Source organism: Pseudomonas wadenswilerensis (assembly GCF_900497695.1).
In the GTDB taxonomy this organism is placed as follows: domain Bacteria; phylum Pseudomonadota; class Gammaproteobacteria; order Pseudomonadales; family Pseudomonadaceae; genus Aquipseudomonas; species Aquipseudomonas wadenswilerensis.
The window spans coordinates 1-19,605 of sequence record NZ_UIDD01000010.1; the positions used below are offsets into that span (position 1 = coordinate 1).

Genomic DNA, 19,605 nt, shown 5'->3' on the forward strand with positions numbered 1-19,605 from the left:
CCAACTTAAAGTGCTTTACAATCCGAAGACCTTCTTCACACACGCGGCATGGCTGGATCAGGCTTTCGCCCATTGTCCAATATTCCCCACTGCTGCCTCCCGTAGGAGTCTGGACCGTGTCTCAGTTCCAGTGTGACTGATCATCCTCTCAGACCAGTTACGGATCGTCGCCTTGGTGAGCCATTACCTCACCAACTAGCTAATCCGACCTAGGCTCATCTGATAGCGCAAGGCCCGAAGGTCCCCTGCTTTCCCCCGTAGGGCGTATGCGGTATTAGCGTTCCTTTCGAAACGTTGTCCCCCACTACCAGGCAGATTCCTAGGTATTACTCACCCGTCCGCCGCTGAATCGAAGAGCAAGCTCTTCTCATCCGCTCGACTTGCATGTGTTAGGCCTGCCGCCAGCGTTCAATCTGAGCCATGATCAAACTCTTCAGTTCAATACTGCTTGGGTTTTGAGAAAACCCTAAACTTGGCTCAGCAATCTCAAATGACTTACTTTCAAATCTTTCGATTTTCGTGTAGCCACTTGTGATGCTGATAATCTTTTTGACTATCAGTCTGAACTCACAAGCACCCACACGAATTGCTTGATTCAGTTGTTAAAGAGCGGTTGGTTAAGAGCTTTTCGTCTCAACCGAGGCGCGCATTCTACGCTTTCCTCAGAGCCTGTCAAGCGTTTATTTTGAAGTTTTTCAGATGCTTTCGATTAAAAAGCCTTTCAACTTCAACCACTTGACTCGCTGCGATCTCTCGTCAGTGGGAGGCGAATTCTACAGCGTTTCAAACCGCTGTCAACTGCCTTTTTCACCGCTGTCGATCTTTCGATCGAAGCCCTTCCGGATGACCCTGGAACCGCTAACTCTTTGAAACTCAAGTAGTTTTCAGTTCCGACTGCGCCGGAAGTGGGGCGAATTATAGAGAGATTAAATCGGGCGTCAAGGGTTAATTTAAAAAACCCCCAATAAAAGAATAATGCGCAGTATATTGCTCATTTTTTGGCCTTTGCGCATCATAGGCTGCTCGTGCTTCTTCTTATATAAGGAATGCCCTCCCGCAATGAACAGCCACCCCCGCAGCCTGGCCGCCACCCTCTTCCCTATTGGCTTGCTGCTGATCGCCATGGCCTCAATCCAGTCCGGTGCCTCCCTGGCCAAGAGCATGTTCCCTGTCGTGGGCGCGCAAGGCACCACCACCCTGCGACTGATCTTCGCCAGCATCATCATGCTGTTGCTGCTGCGCCCCTGGCGCGCCAAGCTCAGCGCCAGCACGCTTCGCACCGTGATCATCTACGGCATGGCCCTGGGCGGGATGAACTTCCTCTTCTATATGTCGCTGCAGACCGTGCCCTTGGGGATTGCCGTAGCCCTGGAGTTCACCGGACCGCTGGCAGTTGCCCTGTATGCCTCGCGACGGGCCGTGGATTTTCTCTGGATCGGTCTTGCGGTCATTGGCTTGCTGCTGCTGATTCCGATTGGCCAGACCAGCGCCAGCATCGACCTGGTAGGTGCCGGCTATGCACTAGGTGCCGGCGTGTGCTGGGCGCTGTACATTCTATATGGGCAGAAAGCCGGCGCCGAGAACGGTATCCAGACCGCCGCCCTGGGGGTGATGATCGCTGCCCTGTTCGTAGCGCCAATAGGCATTGTCCATGCTGGCAGCGCACTGCTTACTCCCGCACTGCTGCCTATCGCACTGGGCGTGGCCATACTCTCCACTGCCCTGCCCTACAGCCTGGAAATGGTGGCACTCACACGCATGCCTGCACGCACCTTTGGCACACTGATGAGTATCGAACCTGCGTTCGGTGCACTTTCAGGTTTGCTGTTCCTGGGTGAAGTACTGACGGTGGCGCAATGGCTGGCTATCGCTGCAATCATCACCGCTTCAGTGGGTGCCACCCTGTCGCTGCGCAAGGAAAGCCCGGCATTGGTTGCTGCCGACTGATTTGAGAAATATTTGCATTTAAATAGACACTGGTCATTGTGCCGGGCATCCGCCATCTTTAAGCTGTAACCCAACGTCAACCTTGAAGATATCTAATTGACAAGACAGGGACGCGAACAAGCATCGGGAAGACGCAAAGGAAATTAGACACGGGCGACAGACCCGGTACGCATTAAGGACAGGAATGAAACGAATTTTGCTCATCCTAGCCATTTTGGCCATCGCTGGATGTGCGGCGACGGCGAAGACTGAAGTCAAACGCGGCAAGAAGGGCCTGCATATCAATTGCTCCGGCCTTTCATCTTCCTGGGACAATTGCTACACCAAGGCTGCGGCCTCATGTGGCAGCAAGGGTTACAAAGTGATTGCCCGCTCGGGGGATGCCGACGCCGAGCCTGGTGACTACCCCTTCGGCCTCAATCCGGCCGGCTACACCAGCCGCAGCATGATCGTCATCTGCAAGTAATGCATCCCACCAAAAAGGGCGACCCAACGGCCGCCCTTTTTTGCTGCTGTTCGAATACCGGGTTCAAATGGCTGCGGTTCGCCCCTGCAACCATTCCAGCCCAGCGCCTTCCAGCAGCGGCGCCAGGCGCTCCCTGACCTGGGCATGATAACCATTGAGCCAGTCGCGCTCTTCGCTGGTCAGCCGTTCAGGCAGCAGGCAACGGGTATCGATCGGGCACAGGGTCAGGGTTTCAAACTCGAGAAAATCGCCAAACGCGCTCGTGCCCACCTCGCGATTGAACACCAGGTTCTCGATACGTACCCCCCACTCGCCCGGGCGATAGGTACCCGGCTCGATCGACGTAATCATCCCCTCCTGCATGGCTGTCTGAGGTGCCGCCGCCGCTTGGTAGGCAATCACCTGCGGTCCTTCATGCACGTTCATGAAGTAACCGACCCCGTGCCCGGTACCATGACCATAGTCGACCTGGTCCGCCCAGATGGGCGCCCGGGCAATGGCATCGAGCAATGGCGACGGGATGCCCCGCGGAAAGCGTGCCCGCGACAAGGCAATAACCCCTTTGAGCACTCGCGTGCAGTCCTGCTTCTGAGCAGTAGTGGGGTTACCAATGGGGACCATGCGGGTAATGTCGGTGGTGCCCCCCAGGTATTGACCACCAGAGTCGATCAGCAGCAAGCCATCACCTTCGATACGGGCATGAGACTCCTCCGTGGCGCGGTAATGCGGCATGGCGCCATTGGCGTTGAAGGCAGCGATGGTCGAAAAACTCAGCGAGACAAAACCTGGACGACGCGCACGCGCGGCACTCAGCTGCTCGTCAACGGTCAGTTCGGTGATTGACTCGGCTCGCTCTTGCGCAGCTTCCAACCAGGCAAAAAACTCGCACAGCGCCGCACCATCCTGCTCCATGGCCTTGCGAATGTGCCCAAGATCAGCTTTGCTTTTTTGCGATTTCGACAGCGTAGTCGGGTTCAGTCCTTCAATCAGGCGCACATCCCTGTCGGTATTCGCCAGCAGGCCACTCGTCACCCGAGCAGGATCAACCAGCAATGTCTGGCCAGCTGGAATAGCCGCCAGCGCCTGGGCGACCTCTGCATAATCACGTAACGTGATGCCATCGACTTCGAGCACACTGCGCAAATGGGCATCGATCTTGTTCAAGTCCATGAACAACGTGGCTTGATCCTGGCAGATCAAGGCAAAGGATACGAACACCGGATTATAGGAAACGTCGCTACCGCGCAGGTTGAACAACCAGGCAATGTCGTCCAGGGTGGCGATGAAATGCCAGTCGGCACCGCGGGCGCGCAGCGTCTGGCGCAAGTTGGCCAGTTTCTGCGCGCGGCTGACCGTGGCCTCGGGCGGCAGATGCTGATACACCGGGTTGTTCGGTAGTGGCGGCCGGTCGTCCCATACCTGAGCCAGAAGATCCTTCTCAGTCAGCAATCGAACGTTGCGAGCCTTGAGGCGCTCGCCTAGCTGACGTGCCGAGGCCAGAGCCATTACTGCTCCATCCACGGCCACTACCCCACCTTGCGGGGCCTGATCGGCCAGCCAGTCCAGCGGACCGGGCTTGCCCGGCTGCAGCTTCACCAGCTCAATGGTGCTGCCTGCCAGTTCCTTTTCCGCCTGCTCCCAGTAGCGGCTGTCAGCCCAGAGGCCGGCGAAATCGGCGGTAACGATCAAGGTACCGACCGACCCGTGAAAACCGGACAACCATTGCCTGGCCTGCCAGTACCCCGGCAGATACTCGGAAAGGTGAGGATCGGCCGACGGGACCAACAAGGCGTCGACGCCCTCACGTTGCATCACTTCACGAATACGTGCCAGGCGCGTATTCACCGCTCCCTGCGTTGAAGACTGAGTGTTCATGCTGACTCCTGCTACCACGGCATCCATTGTTCTTGGCGCAGATAATGGAACAGCCTTCAGCCATGGGCAACCGCCCAGAAAGGTTGCGACTGTAACGAGGTCTTTATTGCCCGCACCGCCTGGTCGATATCCTGCGCCTTGGTATAGCGACCCAGGCTCAGGCGAATGGTCTGCCTCGCGGCTTGCGGCTCAAGTCCAAGCGCCAGCAGCACGTGAGAAGCAGCATTGGCCGCGGAGTTGCATGCGGAAGTGGAAGAAAATGCCAGCGACTGCGCAAGCTGGGAAAAGTCGGGGTGATCGGCGTTGAACGTGAGGCTGAGCGTGTGCGCGATTCGCTGCCCGGCACTGCCATTGAGGCGCACTCCCGGCAACTGCAGCAATTGATCCAGCAACCGCTGTTGCAGTTGGCGGATGCGTGCAGTTTCTTCCACGAGCAGCGCCTGGGCCACGGCAAACGCCTCGCCCATGCCAACGATCTGGTGGGTGGCCAGGGTGCCGGAGCGCAAACCGCCCTCATGGCCACCGCCATGGATCTGCGCCTGCAACAGCGGTTTGGCGCGCTCGCCGACATACAAGGCGCCGATGCCTTTTGGACCATAAACTTTGTGCGCGGAAAAGGACATCAGGTCGACCGCCCAGCGGCCCAGGTCGATCGGTAATTTGCCCGCACCCTGGGCCGCATCCACGTGCAGCAGTGCGCCATGCTGGCGAACCACCTCAGCCAACGCCGGGATATCGTTGACGGTCCCCAGTTCATTTTTCACCAGCATCAGCGAAACCAGGAAGGTGTCTTCACGCAGGGCACTGCGTAGCGCCTCGGGGGTGATCAGCCCTTGGTCGTCGGGCGCCAGCAAGGTCAGGGTGAAGCCGTTGTGTTCAAGCTGGCGAGCCGTGTCGAGCACTGCCTTGTGTTCGATCTGGCTGGTGATGATGTGACCACCCTGGCGCCCCTGGGCGAGGCCTTTGAGCGCCAGGTTGTTCGACTCGGTGCCCCCCGACGTCCAGATGATCTGTTCGGCTCGGGCGCCGACAAGCCCGGCGACCTGGCCCCGCGCCCGCTCCACGGCTGCCCGGGCGCTCTGCCCGTAACAGTGGGAGCTTGACGCCGGGTTGCCGAAATTACCCGAGGCGCCCAGACACTTGACCATGGCCTGGATAACTCGCTCGTCGACCGGTGTCGTGGCGGCGTAGTCGAAATACAGCGGAAGATTGTTCATGACAGCAGGCTCTCTGGTTGTCGTCGCCTTGCAAAGTAGGCGCTTCCTAAATCCATGTAGGTAAAGTGCCACGCCATATTGCACCAGCCACCAATAGAACTATAAATTATCAATTTATATATTTATATAACCAAAATACCATCCACTAATCAGCCCTACTGAACTTCTACCGCTTACGGACTTCACAATCAGTACAGTCCTACCCGGGAGAAAACGCCATGCCACAAGGAAGCAACGCCAGGGACGCCCGCAGCAAAGGCATCGTTGGCCACTCGAAAATGCGCAAGCACGAACTGATCGACGCACTCAAGAAAGCCTCCTGAACCACGCAGAGGATCTGCCCATGCTCCGATCGACCGACCGCAAGCAAGGCGTGGTGCTGCTGGACACACGTCAAAGCACACCCGAGCACGAACACAGCGTGCACCTGAAGCTCGCCCAACGGCTGGCGAAGTTGTTCCACACCGAGGTGGTTACGCCTGCCCAGCCACCAACGGCGAAGGAGAATTTCTATTACCTGCCCACCGAAACCCTGATCGGCGCCGAGCGCTACCGGGCAATGGGTATCGCGGCGCACACCGACCTGTTTGGCGGCTTGGTCAGCCAGCCGTACATGGCGACCAAGGCCATCTCCCATCCGCTGCCCGCCGATGCGCGCTTTCCACTGGGCTGGACCGATGACTTCGCCCGCCTGGCCAGCGATGCGCTGTTGCGAGGCTATAGCGTTTTCAGCCTGGAGGATGCGATTCGTGCCGCCGGGCTGCTGCTGCGAGAGGGACCGCTGCGCCTCAAGCCCGTACGCGCAACTGCGGGCCGTGGGCAAACGGTGATCGACAGCATCAAAGGACTGGAGCAAGCGCTTGGCACCATGGACGAACAGGAACTCGCGCTCTGGGGCCTGACCCTGGAAGAGAACCTGAGCGAGGTGCAGACCTTCAGCGTCGGCCAGGTCCTGGTGGCGGGAATATTGTGCAGCTACTACGGCACCCAGCAACTGACCCGTGACCACCAGGGCGAGGAGATCTACGGCGGTTCCGATCTGGTGCTGGTGCGCGGGGACTACGACGTATTGCTGCAGTTGGAACTCGAAGATCAGCTTCGCCTGGCCATCACCCAGGCAAGAACCTACGAGCAGGCAGCGCTGCAAGCCTTCCCCGGCTTTATCGCCTCACGGCGCAACTATGACGTCGCCCGCGGCCTGAACAGCCAGGGCAAGCTGCGCAGCGGCGTGCTCGAACAATCCTGGCGCATCGGCGGCGCCAGCAGTGCCGAGGTACTGGCATTGCAAGCTTTCGCCGACGACCCGGCTTTGAGGCGCGTGCGCGCCTCCACCCACGAAGCCTTCGACGCGCCTGAGCTGCCCGCCGATGCCACGATTTTTTATCAGGGGGACGACAGTGAAATCGGACGAGTCTGCAAATACGCACGGATTCGCGACTATGACCATCCATAGCGAAGGGATCGAGATTCCGGTTGATGGCGAAAGTATTGCCGGGACCATTGTCAGCCCCGGTGCCAAGGTTCCCGGAATCCTCTTTGTTCATGGCTGGGGTGGGAGCCAGCAGCGTGACCTGGCCAGGGCCAAGCAGATCACCGGCCTGGGATGCGTATGCATGACCTTCGACCTGCGTGGCCACGAGAAGACCGAAAGCCAGCGCCTGAGCGTTACCCGCGAGCAGAACCTGGCCGACCTGGTCGCCGCCTACGACCGGCTGGTCAGTCACCCGGCGGTCGACACCAGCGCCATTGCCCTGATCGGCAGCAGCTACGGCGGCTACCTGGCGACGCTGCTGACAGCGTTGCGACCGGTCAAATGGCTGGCGTTACGGGTGCCGGCGCTGTACTGGGACGATGAATGGAACCTGCCCAAGCAAGCGCTCGACCGTCAACGCCTGACCGACTACCGTCAACGCCCCCTCGGCCCGGGGGACAACCGGGCACTGGGCGCCTGCGCCGAGTTTGCCGGTGACGTGCTGCTGGTTGAGTCGGAGCAGGATGACTTCGTGCCGCACAGTACCTTGATGAGCTATCGCTCGGCTTTCGTCAGCGCCCATTCGCTGACCCACAGAATCGTTGACGGCGCCGATCATGCGCTGTCCAGTGACCGCTGCCAGAAAGCCTACAGCTCCATTCTCAGTGCCTGGATCAGTGAAATGGTCATCGGCGCACGGCTTGACCGCTACCCGCACCATTCACCCTGGTATTCCTGAGGTCATCGGCAACTGGCAGTGCAGCCCGTGCTCCGCCGTCCGGGCCAGGCTGCTGAGCGTCTGGAAGGTGTTGAAGTTCACGCCCCTGGCCTGATGCTGACGAATCAGCTGCAGGAACGGCTCCTGCTCGAAGCTGCTGACAGCCGCCTCCCAGGCCGCCCGCGATTGCCATTGCAAATACTGCAAGACCCGACTGCCATCGTCGCTGGCCTGGATGCTGGCTGCGACCAGACCATTGTGCTGCTCGGCCAGGTGCTCGCTGCGCGCCACCAGCGCCTGGGCCAGCGCGCGTTGCCGGGCTGGCGCGACTTCGAACTCGATCATCTGGGTAAAACACAGGCTGTTGTCTGAAACCAGCATGAACATGCTCCCTCTGCCATTGCACTTGCGGTGTGATGGCTGGCAGGGTAAAACCTCAAGTTAACTAGAGGTCAAGAGATATTGTGTCATGTCCGATTCAGCTCAGAGCGTACTCAGCGTGGGTCAGTTGGCGGCGCGCAGCGGCGTAGCCGTGACCGCGCTGCACTTCTACGAGAGCAAGGGTTTGATCCACAGCACCCGCAGCGCCGGCAACCAGCGCCGCTACCCACGCGACACGCTGCGGCGGGTGGCAGTGATCAAGATGGCGCAACGCCTGGGGATTCCCCTGGCAACCATTCATGCCGCGCTGCAGACGCTACCGGTAGGTCGTGCACCCAGCGTGAAGGATTGGCAACGGCTGTCAGAGCAATGGCGCCAGGACCTGACCCGGCGCATCGATAAACTCTTGGTATTGCGTGACCAGCTCGACAGCTGTATCGGTTGTGGTTGCATGTCGCTGCAAAGCTGCCCGTTGCGCAACTGTGATGATCAACTCGGCGAGCAGGGCCCGGGCCCGCAATTGCTCGAGCCCGGCCCCGAATACCACGACTAGTCGCCATACCCAACCAGGCGTTGGGCCAGTGCCTTGGCCTGCAAAGCGACATCGGTCACTGCCGTACTTTCCCACCACAGACCACGCAAGGGTGGGCCCATGGCAAACAGGCGCCGACTGTAGCGGCCCTCGGCATCCTGCACGGCTCCCTGCGCATCCGCGGCGATGCCCAGTGCCAGGGGCCCTGGCTGGATCAGCCGGCGTTGCAGCAGGTTCTGCGGCAAAGGCCGGGCAACCCGGCGCCAATCGTACTCAATACCGGTGGAATTGATCAGGGCGGCAGCGCTGATTCGCTCGACCTGCGTTTGCCCGCGAAAGCGCAGCCTTACCACTGGCTGCCCGTCGGCGCTGGTTTCCACACCCTGCAACGACGCCGCATGAATGCGCAATCGCCCTTGTTCGACCAGTCGCGCCAGCAACGCCGCACCCTGCGGCGGCGAACGATGATGATGGCTTTCCCACCAGGGCCGGAGATGACGCACGAATTGGCGCTTGTGACGCTCGCTGGCCTGGCTCCAGAGCCTGGCGATATGCACGCGCACGGTATCCAGCGGCGCCTGCCAGTCGATGCCCTGCTGCCCGGCCGCCTGGCATTGCGCACGCAAGGCCCGCAGCAGTTGCAACGGACTGCACAGTGACAGGTCAGCCGCCAGGAAATCTTCCCACGCGGGCGGTTGACGGCGCACCTGCGGCAGCAGGCCGTGGCGGGAAAACACCTCGATCGGCCCGCGATGCCCGGCTGCCTGCAACGACACCACGGCATCGACCATGGTCAGCCCGGAACCGATGATGAGCACCCGGCCGTGCGCATCGATCGCCTGCATGGCCGGTATGTTCCAAGGGTCGACTGATGCCGTGTTCAGCGCATTGTCGCTGACCTGGGCGGTACGCGCAGCGGCAAACATGCCGGTGGCCAGAACAGCCCTGGTTGCGCGTAAAGTACGGCCATCCGCCAGGCTGACATCGACGCCCTGATCGTCCACCGCCAGATCAACGGCCTGGTCCTGGACATGCTCAAGGCAGGAGCCCTGTCGCGCACTCACCGCCTGCGCTTCGGCCAAACGCTGGCGCGCATACACGCCAAACAGCCCGCGTGGCGGAAACAGCTCGGCAACGGGCACCTGCTGCCCGGCTGATTCTGGCCAACCACCCGCTGCAATATGCTGGCCCAGCCACGTGGTCAGGTCGTCGGCATTGTCCGGGTCGACACTCATCCGTGCCGCGTTGCCATTGAGGGTATGCCCCAGGTGCGTGGCGCTATAGGCTTCACCACGGCCTAGGTCGCTGCGCGGCTCGACGATCAGCAGGCGGCGTTGCCCCGGTTGACGCAACAGCTGCGCGGCCAGCAGGGCACCGCTCAAGCCACCGCCAATGATCAGCACATCAGCCGCCGGGTTCTCGGGTTGTTCAGGGGCACTCATGGCGTTCTCCGTCTTGTTTGCTACGGATAATAAGCAGCAAGACGCGCAAAGCGCAGCCCGACCGGTACCAAAGTAGGATCAGCCCGCCCGGGTCGCGAGGCGTCGCCGGTAGTCGCTGGGGGCAAGCCCGGTCACCTTGAAGAACACCTTGCGAAAGGCACCTGGGTCCTGGTAACCGACACCCCAGGCAATCTGATCGATGCTGCGGTTGGTGAACTCAAGCATCCGGCAGGCCCGCCCCACTCTGACCTGCTGGCAGTATTCGGTGGGTTTGAGACCGGTGGCACTGCGAAAGCGACGCAGGAAAGTACGCTGCTCAAGGCCGGCGCAATCGGCCATGGCCGTCAGCGAAACGTCACGCGCACCGCTGCCCTGCAGCCAGTGCTGAACCTTCAGCACCGCCTCGTCGCCATGGTCCAGCCGTGGGCTGAAGACGCTGCCGGGCTGTTGCCCGCCGCTGACCCGTTCGACCGCGAGAAACCGCGCGGTCTCCGCCGCCAGCGTCTCGCCCAGGTAACGCTCGACCAGCTTGAGCCCCAGATCGGTCCAGGCCATCAACCCGGCCGAGGTAATGATGTCGCCGTCGTCGAGCAGCGGCAGGTTGGCTTCGACCTGAACCTGCGGAAAACGCTCGGCCAGTGATTGCGCGAAATTCCAGTGAGTGGTCGCCGGGCGCCCATCGAGCAGGCCGCTGGCGGCGATGAAGAACACCCCGACGCAGACCGACACCAGCAACGCACCGTCACCATGCCATTGGCGCAGGTTGGCGCGGTAGCGTTCCAGCAATTCGGGCGAAGGGGCCTGGGTCAGGCTCGGCGGGATAATCATGGCGCGCACTTGATGACCCGTGCCGGGGTGCGTGTCGAACGTTACCTGCAATTGCCGATCAGGCGTCTCGCTCCAATGGCAAACGCGCAACTGTGGCCGCTCCAACGCCCCCAGCTCATGGCGCAGGCGATTGGCCACGGCAAACAGGTCGGTCAGGCCATGGACTGCGGCCAGTTGCGCGCCGGGATAGACCAGCACGCCAATTTCCAGAGTGTCCTGCGCCGTTGCCATTGTCAGTTTTTCCCGCCAATTTGTCGTTCGCGCCAATCCGCAAGCGCATCGCTCAAGCCTATAACTATCACCACGCCACAACCACTCCCCAGCATGAGGCTTTTGAGATGAGCAAACAGGCACTGATCGTCATCGACATCCAGAACGATTACTTCCCCGGCGGCAAATGGACCCTGGACGGTGCCGATGCGGCGGCTGACAACGCCGCCAGCATCCTTGACGCCGCCCGCACCCGCGGCGACCTGGTGGTACATGTGCGCCACGAGTTCGAATCCAGTGATGCACCGTTCTTCACCCCTGGCTCCGAGGGTGCGCAGATTCACCCCAAGGCGGCTAACCGCGCAGGTGAGCCAGTGGTGCTCAAGCACAAGGTCAATGCGTTTTTGGGAACCGAGCTCAAGCATCTGCTGGATGAAGGGCAAATCAGCAACGTCACGGTTATCGGCAGCATGAGCCACATGTGCATCGATGCCGTCAGCCGCGCTGCCGCCGATTACGGTTATGGCGTCACCGTGGTTCACGACGCCTGCGCCACCCGCGCCCTGGAATTCAACGGCGTCACGGTACCGGCGGCGCAGGTGCATGCGGCCTATATGGCGTCGCTGGCCTTCGCTTACGCCCAGGTGATTTCCACCCAGGAATACTTGACCGACGCCAGCCGCTGAAGGCAGTGACCTGCCTCGTGCTCAGATCACCACATTGCGCACGAAGCGGGTCGCCACTTCGCCGTCATTGCGGTAGGCGTAGCGGCGGTTGCTGGCAAAGGAGAAGAACTCGCCGGCATTGAGCAGGTGTTTTTGCCCCTCGACCTCCAGGCTCAGGCAACCTTCGAATACGAACAACTGCTCGCTCCAGCCATCGGCATCAGCCTCGCAGGGGTAGACCTCGCCGGGTTCGAGGCGCCACTCCCACAGCTCCACCTCGCGGGTGGCAGCGGAACTGGCCAGCAGCACGGCCTTGCTGCCGGGATGCACACCGGTCCAGGCCAGCTCGTTGATCCGGCTCGGGTCGCGGTTGTCCGGCGCCTTGATCAGGTCACTGAAGGCAACCTCCAGAGCTTCGGCGATCCGGTCGAGGGTGGTCAGGCTGACATTCTTTTCGCCGGCCTCGATGGCCACCAACATCCGCCGGCTGACCCCGGACCTTTCCGCCAGGGCACTCTGGCTCAGCTCGGCGGCATGACGCAGGTGGCGAATGTTCTGGCTGACGTGCTGAAGCACCGACGCGCGTTGACTGGAATCTTTGTGCACTATATTGCTCATCAATAGGGGTTGCGCAGTATACTGCCCACTTTCACCGCAATTGTGCGTCGACCCTCTTCCGTGTGCAAGGCCATGACCCCAACGAACGCTGCTGAACGCCCTTCCGTTTCCTTCCGGCTGAGCAAGGCCGAACTGGTGCTGGTGTTTATTACCGTGCTCTGGGGCGGCACCTTTTTGCTGGTGCACAACGTGATGACGGTCAGCGGGCCGATGTTTTTCGTCGGCCTGCGCTTTGCCGCCGCAGCGCTGTTTGTCGGCCTGGTCTCGGCCCGTTCGTTGCCCGGCCTGACCGCCACGGAGCTCAAGGCCGGGGTATTGATCGGCGTGTCGATCATGCTCGGCTACGGCCTGCAGACCGTTGGCCTGCAAACCATCAGCAGCAGCCAGTCGGCGTTCATCACCGCTTTGTACGTGCCCTTCGTGCCCTTGCTGCAATGGCTGGTACTGGGCCGCCGCCCGGGCCTGATGCCAAGCCTGGGCATTGGCCTGGCATTCGCCGGCCTGATGCTGCTGGCCGGCCCTGGCGGTGGTTCGCTGCAGTTCAGCCCCGGCGAAATCGCCACCCTGGTCAGTGCCGTGGCCATCGCTGCGGAAATCATCCTGATCAGTCGCTATGCCGGTCAGGTCGATGTGCGTCGGGTCACGGTGGTGCAACTGGCCACCGCTTCGGCGCTGTCGTTCATGATGGTGGTACCGACCCAGGAGCGCCTGCCGGACTTTTCCTGGCTGTTGCTGTTCAGTGCCGTGGGCCTGGGGGCGATGAGCGCGGTGATCCAGGTGGCGATGAACTGGGCACAGAAATCGGTCTCGCCGACCCGCGCCACCCTGATCTACGCCGGTGAGCCGGTATGGGCCGGCATCGTCGGGCGCATCGCTGGCGAACGCCTGCCGGGCGTGGCCTTGCTCGGCGGTTTGCTGATCGTCATCGCCGTGGTGGTCAGCGAACTGAAGTTTCGCCGCCGTAGTGAAGAGCAGACGTCGCTGGAGGTTGACGCCGAAGAACGTGAAGCGGGCCTCTGATCGGCAAATGCCGTCTATCCTTTGAAAAAAACTGTTATAAAAAAAAGGATTTATACAGCGCTCTTGTAGGATTCTGCGACAGCTTGCGGGTTGGTGATCGACCAGTCGCCACGTATGATCCCTTACAAACTCCTGCAGATTAGAAATCTATGTCCTTGATAGTGCTACTGCTTCTGCCGTTTGTCGGCAGCTGCCTGGCGGCTGTCTTGCCGCACAACGCACGCAACAGCGAATCGCTGCTGGCCGGACTGGTCGCCCTGGTGGGCACCGTTCAGGTCGCTTTGATGTACCCGCAGATCGCCCATGGCGGCGTGATCCGTGAAGAATTCCTGTGGCTGCCGAGCCTGGGCCTGAACCTGGTCCTGCGCATGGACGGCTTCGCCTGGCTGTTCTCCTTACTGGTGCTGGGCATCGGCACCCTGGTGTCGCTGTATGCGCGCTACTACATGTCCCCGCAAGACCCGGTGCCGCGCTTCTTTGCCTTCTTCCTGGCGTTCATGGGCGCCATGCTCGGCCTGGTGATCTCCGGCAACCTGATCCAGATAGTGTTCTTCTGGGAACTGACCAGCCTGTTCTCGTTCCTGCTGATCGGCTACTGGCACCACCGCGCCGATGCCCGACGCGGTGCCTACATGGCCCTGATGGTTACCGGAGCGGGTGGGCTATGCCTGCTGGCGGGGGTATTGCTGCTCGGCCATGTGGTCGGCAGCTACGACCTGGACAAGGTCCTCGCTGCCGGTGAGCAGATTCGCAACCATGCCCTGTATCCCGTCCTGTTACCCCTGATCCTGCTTGGCGCGTTGAGCAAAAGCGCGCAGTTCCCTTTCCACTTCTGGCTGCCCCATGCCATGGCGGCGCCTACTCCGGTTTCGGCTTACCTGCACTCGGCGACCATGGTCAAGGCCGGGGTGTTCCTGCTGGCGCGACTATGGCCATCGCTCTCCGGCACTGAAGAATGGTTCTGGATCGTCAGCGGCGCCGGCGCCGCCACCCTGGTGCTCGGTGCCTTCGCGGCGATGTTCCAGAACGACCTCAAGGGCCTGCTGGCCTACTCGACCATCAGCCACCTGGGCCTGATTACCCTGCTGCTGGGCCTGAACAGCCCGCTGGCAGCGGTCGCGGCAGTCTTTCACATCCTCAACCACGCTACCTTCAAGGCCTCGCTGTTCATGGCCGCGGGGATCATCGACCACGAAAGCGGCACCCGTGACATTCGCCGTCTCAGCGGTCTGTTCCGGCTCATACCCTTCACCGCAACCCTGGCCATGGTGGCCAGCGCCTCGATGGCCGGGGTACCGTTGATGAACGGCTTCCTGTCCAAAGAGATGTTCTTCGCCGAAACCGTGTTCATCAGCTCCACCGCCTGGGTCGAAGCGGCCTTGCCGGTCATTGCCACCCTTGCCGGTACCTTCAGCGTCGCCTATGCGTTGCGCTTTACCGTCGATGTGTTCTTCGGCCCGCCGGCCACCGACCTGCCGCATACGCCTCACGAACCGCCGCGCTGGATGCGCGCACCGGTCGAGTTGCTGGTAATGACCTGCCTGGTGGTCGGCATCTTCCCGGCGCAATCGGTCGGCCCGCTGCTGGCCGCCGCCGCACTGCCGGTGGTGGGTGGCACCCTGCCCGAGTACAGCCTGGCGATCTGGCACGGCTGGAACGCCCCGCTGATCATGAGCCTGATCGCCATGAGCGGTGGCATCGTGCTCTATCTGCTGTTGCGCAATCAGCTCAAGCTCGGGCGTTTCCCGTCGCCGCCGCTGATCGAGCGATTCAATGGCAAGCGCCTGTTCGAACACGGCCAGGTGCTGATCATGCGCACCGCCCGGCGCGTCGAGCGGATATTCACCACCCGCCGCCTGCAGAAGCAGTTGTTCATGCTGGTGCTGATCGCCCTGCTGGCCGGCCTGCTGCCGATGCTGCACAGTGGCCTGACCTGGGGTGACCGGCCGAAGATTCCCGGTTCCGGGGTGTTCGTCATGCTCTGGCTGATCGCTATTGCCTGCGCCCTGGGCGCTGCCTGGCAGGCCAAGTATCACCGGCTGGCGGCCCTGACCATGGTCAGTGTCTGCGGCCTGATGACCTGCATCACCTTCGTCTGGTTCTCGGCGCCGGACCTGGCCCTGACCCAACTGGTGGTCGAGGTGGTCACTACGGTACTGATTTTGCTCGGTCTGCGTTGGCTGCCACGGCGGATCGAGGGCGTCTCGCCGCTGCCGGGCACCCAGGAACGCGCCCGCCTGCGCCGCCTGCGCGACCTGCTGCTGGCGGTCGGCGTGGGTGGCGGCATGGCGCTGCTGTCCTATGCCATGCTGACCCGCCCGACCCCCAACGACATCTCCTCGTTCTACCTGAGCCGGGCCTTGCCTGAAGGTGGCGGCAGCAACGTGGTCAACGTCATGCTGGTGGACTTCCGCGGCTTCGATACCCTGGGCGAGATCACCGTGCTGGTGGCTGTGGCCCTGGCGGTGTTTGCCCTGCTGCGGCGCTTCCGTCCGCCCAAGGAGAGCATGCAGCTGCCGGCCCAGCAGCGCCTGCTGGCACCTGACGTAGTCACCGACCTGGTCAACCCGCGCCACGCGGCCGACACCGCGCTGGGCTTCATGATGGTGCCGGCGGCACTGGTGCGCCTGCTGCTGCCGATCGCCCTGGTGGTGTCGATGTACCTGTTCATGCGCGGCCACAACCAGCCAGGCGGCGGCTTCGTTGCCGGGCTGGTGATGTCGGTGGCGTTCATCCTTCAGTACATGGTGGCCGGCACCCAGTGGGTCGAGGCACAGATGAGCCTGCGGCCTCTGCGCTGGATGGGCACCGGCCTGCTCTGCGCCACCCTGACCGGGGTCGGGGCGATGCTGCTGGGCTACCCGTTCCTGACCACCCATACCGCGCACCTGCACTTGCCGTTGCTGGGTGACACCCACCTGGCCAGTGCGCTGTTCTTCGATATCGGCGTGTTCACCGTGGTGGTCGGCTCGACCCTGCTGATCCTCACCGCGCTGGCCCACCAGTCGGTGCGCGGTCATCGCCCGGGCAGCCAACAGAAACCCACTCAAGCAGGAGCCGCCTGATGGAAGAAGTCATTGCAATCGCCATTGGTGTGCTCGCCGCCTCCGGGGTCTGGCTGATCCTGCGGCCACGGACCTTCCAGGTGGTGATGGGCCTGTGCCTGCTGTCGTACGGGGTCAACCTGTTCATCTTCAGCATGGGCAGCCTGTTCATCGGCAAGGAGCCGATCATCAAGGACGGCGTGCCCCAGGACCTGCTCAACTACACCGATCCGCTGCCTCAGGCCCTGGTGCTCACCGCGATCGTCATCAGCTTCGCCATGACCGCGCTGTTCCTGGTGGTGCTGCTGGCCTCCCGCGGCCTGACCGGAACCGACCATGTCGATGGCCGGGAGCCTAACGAATGAGTTCGATGAACCAACTGATCGTCGCACCCATCCTGCTGCCGCTGCTGACCGCAGCGCTGATGCTGCTGCTCGGGGAAAAACGCCGGCCGCTCAAGGCGCGTATCAACCTGATCTCCAGCCTGCTCGGGCTGGGCATCGCCATCACCCTGCTGCTATGGGTGCAGTGCCAGGGGCAAGCCAGCTCGATTGGCGTGTACCTGCCCGGCAACTGGCCGGCGCCATTCGGTATCGTGCTGGTGGTCGACCGCCTTTCAGCCTTGATGCTGGTGCTGACCGGCATCGTCGGGGTCAGCGCCCTGGTGTTCGCCATGGCCCGTTGGGACCGCGCCGGCGCCAGCTTCCACGCCCTGTTCCAGATCCAGTTGATGGGCCTGTATGGCGCGTTTCTCACCGCCGACCTGTTCAACCTGTTCGTGTTCTTTGAAGTGCTGCTGGCTGCCTCCTACGGCCTGATCCTGCATGGCTCGGGGCGCGCACGGGTCAAGGCCAGCTTGCACTACATCGCCATCAACCTGCTGGCCTCGTCATTGTTCCTGATTGGCGCGGCGATGCTCTACGGCGTGACCGGCACCCTGAACATGGCTGACCTGGCCCTGAAAATCCCGTTGGTACCGGAGGCCGATCGCGGCCTGCTGCACGCCGGCGCGGCGATCCTGGCCACGGCATTCCTGGCCAAGGCCGGGATCTGGCCATTGAACTTCTGGCTGGTGCCGGCCTACTCCTCGGCCAGCGCACCGGTGGCCGCGCTGTTCGCGATCATGACCAAGGTCGGCTTCTACACCGTGCTGCGCCTGTGGACGTTGCTGTTCTCCGGCCAGGCCGGTGCTTCGGCGTTCTTTGGAGGCGATTGGTTGATCTATGGCGGCCTGGCCACCCTGGGTTGCGCAGCGGTGTCGATACTGGCGGCGCAGCGCCTGGAGCGCATGGCCAGCCTGAGCATCCTGGTCTCGGCCGGCACCCTGCTGGCGGCGATCGGCTTCGGCCAGGCAACCCTGACCGCCGCGGCGCTGTTCTACCTGGTCAGCTCGACCCTGGCACTGTGTGCGCTGTTCCTGCTGGCCGAACTGATCGAACGTTCGCGCTCGGCCAACGAGATCCCCCTGGACGATGACGGCGACGGCCTGCCTTCGCCGGTAGAAACGCTGCACCCCCCCAAAGGCATCAACCTCGATGACGAGCAAAAGGCAGTGATCGGCCAGGTGATCCCCTGGACCATGGCCTTCCTGGGCTTGAGCTTCATCGCCTGCGCCCTGCTGATCATCGGCATGCCGCCGCTGTCGGGCTTTATCGGTAAACTCAGCCTGATCAGTGCGCTGTTCAACCCACAAGGCCTGGGCGTAACGCCGGAGCAGCCGCTGAGCGTCGAGGGCTGGATATTGGTGGCGTTGCTGGTGTTGTCCGGCATGGCCTCGCTGATTGCCCTGACCCGCGTTGGCATCCAGCGCTTCTGGACACCACAGGAACGCCCATCGCCGCTGCTGCGCCGTTATGAATGCATACCCATCGTGGCACTGTTGGGCTTGTGCGTCGTGCTCAGCCTGCGTGCCGAGCCATTGCTGCGTTACACCCAGGACACCGCTGCCAGCCTGCAGGACCCTGAGCAATACGTCAGCGCCGTGCTCGGCACCCGCCCCATCCCTGGACCAACCACCCTGGCTGCGAGTACCGAGGTGCAGCCATGAAGCGCTTGTTCCCCGCCCCACTACTGTCTCTGTCGCTGTGGTTGCTGTGGCTGGTACTGAACCTGTCGGTCAGCCCCGGCAATCTGCTGCTGGGTGCCCTGCTGGGCTTCGTTGCGCCGCTGCTGATGGCGCCGCTGCGCCCCCTTCCGATCCGCATCCGCCGCCCGGGCACCATCGCGCGCCTGATCCTGCGGGTCGGCGCCGACGTGCTGGTATCCAACCTGCAAGTTGCCCGCGGCGTATGGTCGGCCAAGCGCCGTCCGCCGCGCTCGCAGTTCGTGCATATCCCCCTGGAGCTGCGTGATGCCCACGGCCTGGCCGCACTGTCGATGATCACCACGGTGATCCCTGGCACCATCTGGTCGGAGTTGGCCCTGGACCGCAGCATCCTCTTGCTGCACGTGTTCGATCTGGACGATGAGACCCGGTTCATCGAGCACTTCAAGCACACCTATGAACGCCCGCTGATGGAGATCTTCGAATGACTGGCCTGCTTGCCAATGCCATTCTCGCCAGCCTGTTCATCTTCGCCCTGGCCATGGCCCTGACCCTGGTACGTCTGTTCCGTGGCCCTTCGGCCCAGGACCGGGTATTGGCGCTGGACTACCTGTATATCCTGGCCATGCTGATGATGCTGGTACTGGGCATCCGCTATGCCAGTGACACCTACTTCGAGGGGGCGCTACTGATCGCGCTGTTCGGCTTTGTCGGCTCCTTCGCCCTGGCCAAATTCCTCCTGCGTGGCGAGGTAATCGAATGATCAATGCCAATGAACTGCCGTTCTGGGTAGAGGTGCTGGTCGCCGTGTTGCTGCTGCTGAGCAGCCTGTTCGCCCTGAGCGGCGCCGTCGGCCTGATTCGCCTGAAGGACTTTTTTCAGCGCATGCATCCGCCAGCACTGGCCTCGACCCTGGGCGCCTGGTGCGTGGCACTGGCCTCGATCCTGTACTTCTCGATACTCAAGGAGTCACCGGTACTGCACGCCTGGCTGATTCCGATCCTGCTGTCGATCACCGTACCGGTCACCACCCTGCTGCTGGCCCGCGCGGCACTGTTTCGCAAGCGCATGGCCGGTGATGAAGTACCTGAAGAAGTCAGCAGCGGGCGCGATCGCGGCAACTGAGA

19 protein-coding genes and 1 rRNA gene are annotated in these 19,605 nt (G+C 62.1%); 13 read left to right on the forward strand and 7 right to left on the reverse strand.

Translation table 11 applies throughout. From position 1 onward, the window contains the following. Positions 1-440 (reverse strand): 16S ribosomal RNA (locus CCOS864_RS18855); the annotation flags it as partial. Positions 441-1,059: 619 nt separating this feature from the next. On the opposite strand from CCOS864_RS18855, the gene rhtA reads away from it, so the two are divergent. Both rhtA and CCOS864_RS18870 read left to right on the forward strand, forming a co-directional pair. Next, positions 1,060-1,947 (forward strand): threonine/homoserine exporter RhtA, encoded by an 888-nt coding sequence (gene rhtA / locus CCOS864_RS18865; RefSeq protein ID WP_115087855.1) that lies wholly within the window; start codon positions 1,060-1,062, stop codon positions 1,945-1,947. Between the two features lie 184 nt (positions 1,948-2,131). Beyond that, entirely contained in the window at positions 2,132-2,413 is a 282-nt protein-coding gene (locus CCOS864_RS18870) for a hypothetical protein (RefSeq protein ID WP_115087856.1), read from the forward strand. 63 nt (positions 2,414-2,476) lie between these two features. On the opposite strand, the gene CCOS864_RS18875 is transcribed toward CCOS864_RS18870, so the two are convergent. Both CCOS864_RS18875 and CCOS864_RS18880 read right to left on the reverse strand, forming a co-directional pair. Then, on the reverse strand, positions 2,477-4,288 hold the full coding sequence (locus CCOS864_RS18875) for an aminopeptidase P family protein (RefSeq protein WP_115087857.1): 1,812 nt from the start codon (positions 4,286-4,288) through the stop codon (positions 2,477-2,479). A gap of 56 nt (positions 4,289-4,344) precedes the next feature. Beyond that, positions 4,345-5,505: a cysteine desulfurase family protein gene (locus CCOS864_RS18880; RefSeq protein WP_115087858.1), complete on the reverse strand. Its 1,161-nt coding sequence runs from the start codon at positions 5,503-5,505 to the stop codon at positions 4,345-4,347. A 343-nt stretch (positions 5,506-5,848) separates the two neighbouring features. Here CCOS864_RS18880 and CCOS864_RS18885 point away from each other — a divergent pair, with 343 nt between their 5' ends. Together CCOS864_RS18885 and CCOS864_RS18890 are read left to right on the forward strand one after the other, a co-directional pair. Continuing rightward, entirely contained in the window at positions 5,849-6,958 is a 1,110-nt protein-coding gene (locus tag CCOS864_RS18885) for a DUF3182 family protein (protein ID WP_177414886.1), read from the forward strand. Further along, on the forward strand, positions 6,945-7,715 hold the full coding sequence (locus CCOS864_RS18890) for an alpha/beta hydrolase family protein (protein ID WP_115087860.1): 771 nt from the start codon (positions 6,945-6,947) through the stop codon (positions 7,713-7,715). Before CCOS864_RS18885 ends, CCOS864_RS18890 begins: the two co-directional genes overlap by 14 nt. On the opposite strand, the gene CCOS864_RS18895 is transcribed toward CCOS864_RS18890, so the two are convergent. Further along, the gene (locus CCOS864_RS18895) at positions 7,698-8,075 is read right to left on the reverse strand and encodes an antibiotic biosynthesis monooxygenase (RefSeq protein ID WP_115088493.1); all 378 of its coding nucleotides are present in this window, start codon (positions 8,073-8,075) and stop codon (positions 7,698-7,700) included. The two genes, CCOS864_RS18890 and CCOS864_RS18895, sit on opposite strands and share 18 nt — an antisense overlap. A gap of 88 nt (positions 8,076-8,163) precedes the next feature. Here CCOS864_RS18895 and soxR point away from each other — a divergent pair, with 88 nt between their 5' ends. After that, a complete protein-coding gene (soxR, locus tag CCOS864_RS18900) occupies positions 8,164-8,628 on the forward strand; it encodes a redox-sensitive transcriptional activator SoxR (protein WP_115087861.1) in 465 nt (154 codons plus the stop codon). On the opposite strand, the gene CCOS864_RS18905 is transcribed toward soxR, so the two are convergent. Both CCOS864_RS18905 and CCOS864_RS18910 read right to left on the reverse strand, forming a co-directional pair. After that, a complete protein-coding gene (locus CCOS864_RS18905; RefSeq protein WP_115087862.1) occupies positions 8,625-10,049 on the reverse strand; it encodes an FAD/NAD(P)-binding protein in 1,425 nt (474 codons plus the stop codon). The genes soxR and CCOS864_RS18905 overlap by 4 nt on opposite strands. A 78-nt stretch (positions 10,050-10,127) precedes the next feature. Then, a complete protein-coding gene (locus tag CCOS864_RS18910; protein ID WP_115087863.1) occupies positions 10,128-11,108 on the reverse strand; it encodes a GlxA family transcriptional regulator in 981 nt (326 codons plus the stop codon). Between the two features lie 107 nt (positions 11,109-11,215). Between CCOS864_RS18910 and CCOS864_RS18915 the strand changes: the two genes are divergently transcribed. Further along, a complete protein-coding gene (locus tag CCOS864_RS18915) occupies positions 11,216-11,773 on the forward strand; it encodes a cysteine hydrolase family protein (protein WP_115087864.1) in 558 nt (185 codons plus the stop codon). A 21-nt stretch (positions 11,774-11,794) separates the two neighbouring features. Here CCOS864_RS18915 and CCOS864_RS18920 read toward each other — a convergent pair whose 3' ends face one another. Beyond that, positions 11,795-12,358, reverse strand: coding sequence for a helix-turn-helix domain-containing protein (locus CCOS864_RS18920; protein ID WP_115087865.1), 564 nt, complete (start codon positions 12,356-12,358; stop codon positions 11,795-11,797). A gap of 84 nt (positions 12,359-12,442) precedes the next feature. On the opposite strand from CCOS864_RS18920, the gene CCOS864_RS18925 reads away from it, so the two are divergent. The 7 genes from CCOS864_RS18925 to CCOS864_RS18955 all read left to right on the forward strand — a co-directional run bounded on the left by CCOS864_RS18925 (position 12,443) and on the right by CCOS864_RS18955 (position 19,603). Beyond that, positions 12,443-13,390: a DMT family transporter gene (locus CCOS864_RS18925; protein WP_115087866.1), complete on the forward strand. Its 948-nt coding sequence runs from the start codon at positions 12,443-12,445 to the stop codon at positions 13,388-13,390. Positions 13,391-13,539: 149 nt separating this feature from the next. Further along, on the forward strand, positions 13,540-16,455 hold the full coding sequence (locus tag CCOS864_RS18930) for a monovalent cation/H+ antiporter subunit A (RefSeq protein WP_115087867.1): 2,916 nt from the start codon (positions 13,540-13,542) through the stop codon (positions 16,453-16,455). Further along, positions 16,455-16,799: a Na+/H+ antiporter subunit C gene (locus CCOS864_RS18935; protein WP_010224297.1), complete on the forward strand. Its 345-nt coding sequence runs from the start codon at positions 16,455-16,457 to the stop codon at positions 16,797-16,799. The genes CCOS864_RS18930 and CCOS864_RS18935 overlap by 1 nt, the downstream gene beginning before the upstream one ends. Continuing rightward, on the forward strand, positions 16,796-18,481 hold the full coding sequence (locus tag CCOS864_RS18940; RefSeq protein ID WP_115087868.1) for a monovalent cation/H+ antiporter subunit D: 1,686 nt from the start codon (positions 16,796-16,798) through the stop codon (positions 18,479-18,481). The genes CCOS864_RS18935 and CCOS864_RS18940 overlap by 4 nt, the downstream gene beginning before the upstream one ends. Beyond that, a complete protein-coding gene (locus CCOS864_RS18945; protein WP_115087869.1) occupies positions 18,478-18,966 on the forward strand; it encodes a Na+/H+ antiporter subunit E in 489 nt (162 codons plus the stop codon). Before CCOS864_RS18940 ends, CCOS864_RS18945 begins: the two co-directional genes overlap by 4 nt. Then, complete coding sequence (locus tag CCOS864_RS18950; RefSeq protein ID WP_010224304.1) at positions 18,963-19,241, forward strand: K+/H+ antiporter subunit F; 279 nt, start codon at positions 18,963-18,965, stop codon at positions 19,239-19,241. Before CCOS864_RS18945 ends, CCOS864_RS18950 begins: the two co-directional genes overlap by 4 nt. Further along, the gene (locus CCOS864_RS18955) at positions 19,238-19,603 is read left to right on the forward strand and encodes a Na+/H+ antiporter subunit G (RefSeq protein ID WP_115087870.1); all 366 of its coding nucleotides are present in this window, start codon (positions 19,238-19,240) and stop codon (positions 19,601-19,603) included. Before CCOS864_RS18950 ends, CCOS864_RS18955 begins: the two co-directional genes overlap by 4 nt. Positions 19,604-19,605: the final 2 nt, after the last annotated feature.

Bases quoted from the DNA above. Each gene is read 5' to 3' on its own strand.
- rhtA (WP_115087855.1), top strand. From the start codon at position 1,060: ATGAACAGCCACCCCCGCAGCCTGGCCGCCACCCTCTTCCCTATTGGC.
- CCOS864_RS18870 (WP_115087856.1), top strand. From the start codon at position 2,132: ATGAAACGAATTTTGCTCATCCTAGCCATTTTGGCCATCGCTGGATGT.
- CCOS864_RS18875 (WP_115087857.1), bottom strand. From the start codon at position 4,288: ATGAACACTCAGTCTTCAACGCAGGGAGCGGTGAATACGCGCCTGGCA.
- CCOS864_RS18880 (WP_115087858.1), bottom strand. From the start codon at position 5,505: ATGAACAATCTTCCGCTGTATTTCGACTACGCCGCCACGACACCGGTC.
- CCOS864_RS18885 (WP_177414886.1), top strand. From the start codon at position 5,849: ATGCTCCGATCGACCGACCGCAAGCAAGGCGTGGTGCTGCTGGACACA.
- CCOS864_RS18890 (WP_115087860.1), top strand. From the start codon at position 6,945: ATGACCATCCATAGCGAAGGGATCGAGATTCCGGTTGATGGCGAAAGT.
- CCOS864_RS18895 (WP_115088493.1), bottom strand. From the start codon at position 8,075: ATGCTGGTTTCAGACAACAGCCTGTGTTTTACCCAGATGATCGAGTTC.
- soxR (WP_115087861.1), top strand. From the start codon at position 8,164: ATGTCCGATTCAGCTCAGAGCGTACTCAGCGTGGGTCAGTTGGCGGCG.
- CCOS864_RS18905 (WP_115087862.1), bottom strand. From the start codon at position 10,049: ATGAGTGCCCCTGAACAACCCGAGAACCCGGCGGCTGATGTGCTGATC.
- CCOS864_RS18910 (WP_115087863.1), bottom strand. From the start codon at position 11,108: ATGGCAACGGCGCAGGACACTCTGGAAATTGGCGTGCTGGTCTATCCC.
- CCOS864_RS18915 (WP_115087864.1), top strand. From the start codon at position 11,216: ATGAGCAAACAGGCACTGATCGTCATCGACATCCAGAACGATTACTTC.
- CCOS864_RS18925 (WP_115087866.1), top strand. From the start codon at position 12,443: ATGACCCCAACGAACGCTGCTGAACGCCCTTCCGTTTCCTTCCGGCTG.
- CCOS864_RS18930 (WP_115087867.1), top strand. From the start codon at position 13,540: ATGTCCTTGATAGTGCTACTGCTTCTGCCGTTTGTCGGCAGCTGCCTG.
- CCOS864_RS18935 (WP_010224297.1), top strand. From the start codon at position 16,455: ATGGAAGAAGTCATTGCAATCGCCATTGGTGTGCTCGCCGCCTCCGGG.
- CCOS864_RS18940 (WP_115087868.1), top strand. From the start codon at position 16,796: ATGAGTTCGATGAACCAACTGATCGTCGCACCCATCCTGCTGCCGCTG.
- CCOS864_RS18945 (WP_115087869.1), top strand. From the start codon at position 18,478: ATGAAGCGCTTGTTCCCCGCCCCACTACTGTCTCTGTCGCTGTGGTTG.
- CCOS864_RS18950 (WP_010224304.1), top strand. From the start codon at position 18,963: ATGACTGGCCTGCTTGCCAATGCCATTCTCGCCAGCCTGTTCATCTTC.
- CCOS864_RS18955 (WP_115087870.1), top strand. From the start codon at position 19,238: ATGATCAATGCCAATGAACTGCCGTTCTGGGTAGAGGTGCTGGTCGCC.